This window comes from Streptococcus sp. GMD1S (genome assembly GCF_000296875.1).
GTDB lineage: Bacteria > Bacillota > Bacilli > Lactobacillales > Streptococcaceae > Streptococcus.
Map to the genome: position 1 here is coordinate 1 of NZ_AJQY01000310.1, position 513 is coordinate 513.

Genomic DNA, 513 nt, shown 5'->3' on the forward strand with positions numbered 1-513 from the left:
TTGGATTTTTCTTGAGGTAGTCTTGGTGATAATCCTCCGCCACCACAAAATTCTTCGAGTTTTCCTTTTCAACTGCCAGAGGTTGGTCGTATTTCTTAGCCACCTCATCAAAGACTTGGTTGATTACCTCCAAATCCTTTTCATCTGTGTAATAAACGCCAGTACGATACTGGGTCCCCACATCATTTCCTTGTTTATTTTTGCTGGTTGGATTAATGATGCGGAAGTAATGAAGCAGGATTTCCTTGAGGGAAATTTGATTAGCATCATAGGTGACATGGACAGTCTCCGCATGTCCTGTTTGATTGATCAATTCGTACTTGGTTGTTTCCCCTCTACCGTTCGCATAGCCTGAAACGGCATCTGTCACTCCAGGCACGCGTGAGAAGTATTCCTCCACTCCCCAGAAACAACCTCCAGCTAGATAAATTTCGTGCAAGTCTGCGTCTTTACTAATTTCTGTTTTTTTCACTGTTTTTCCTCCTTGGCTAACGGATGCTTTCTCAATTTGCG

Annotated in this window: 1 protein-coding gene; it reads right to left on the reverse strand. The window is 43.1% G+C overall.

Annotated features, from left to right (window positions below; genetic code table 11):
- The coding region (gene msrA / locus GMD1S_RS08955; protein ID WP_000302032.1) for a peptide-methionine (S)-S-oxide reductase MsrA at positions 1 to 513 on the reverse strand (513 nt) is incomplete at both ends.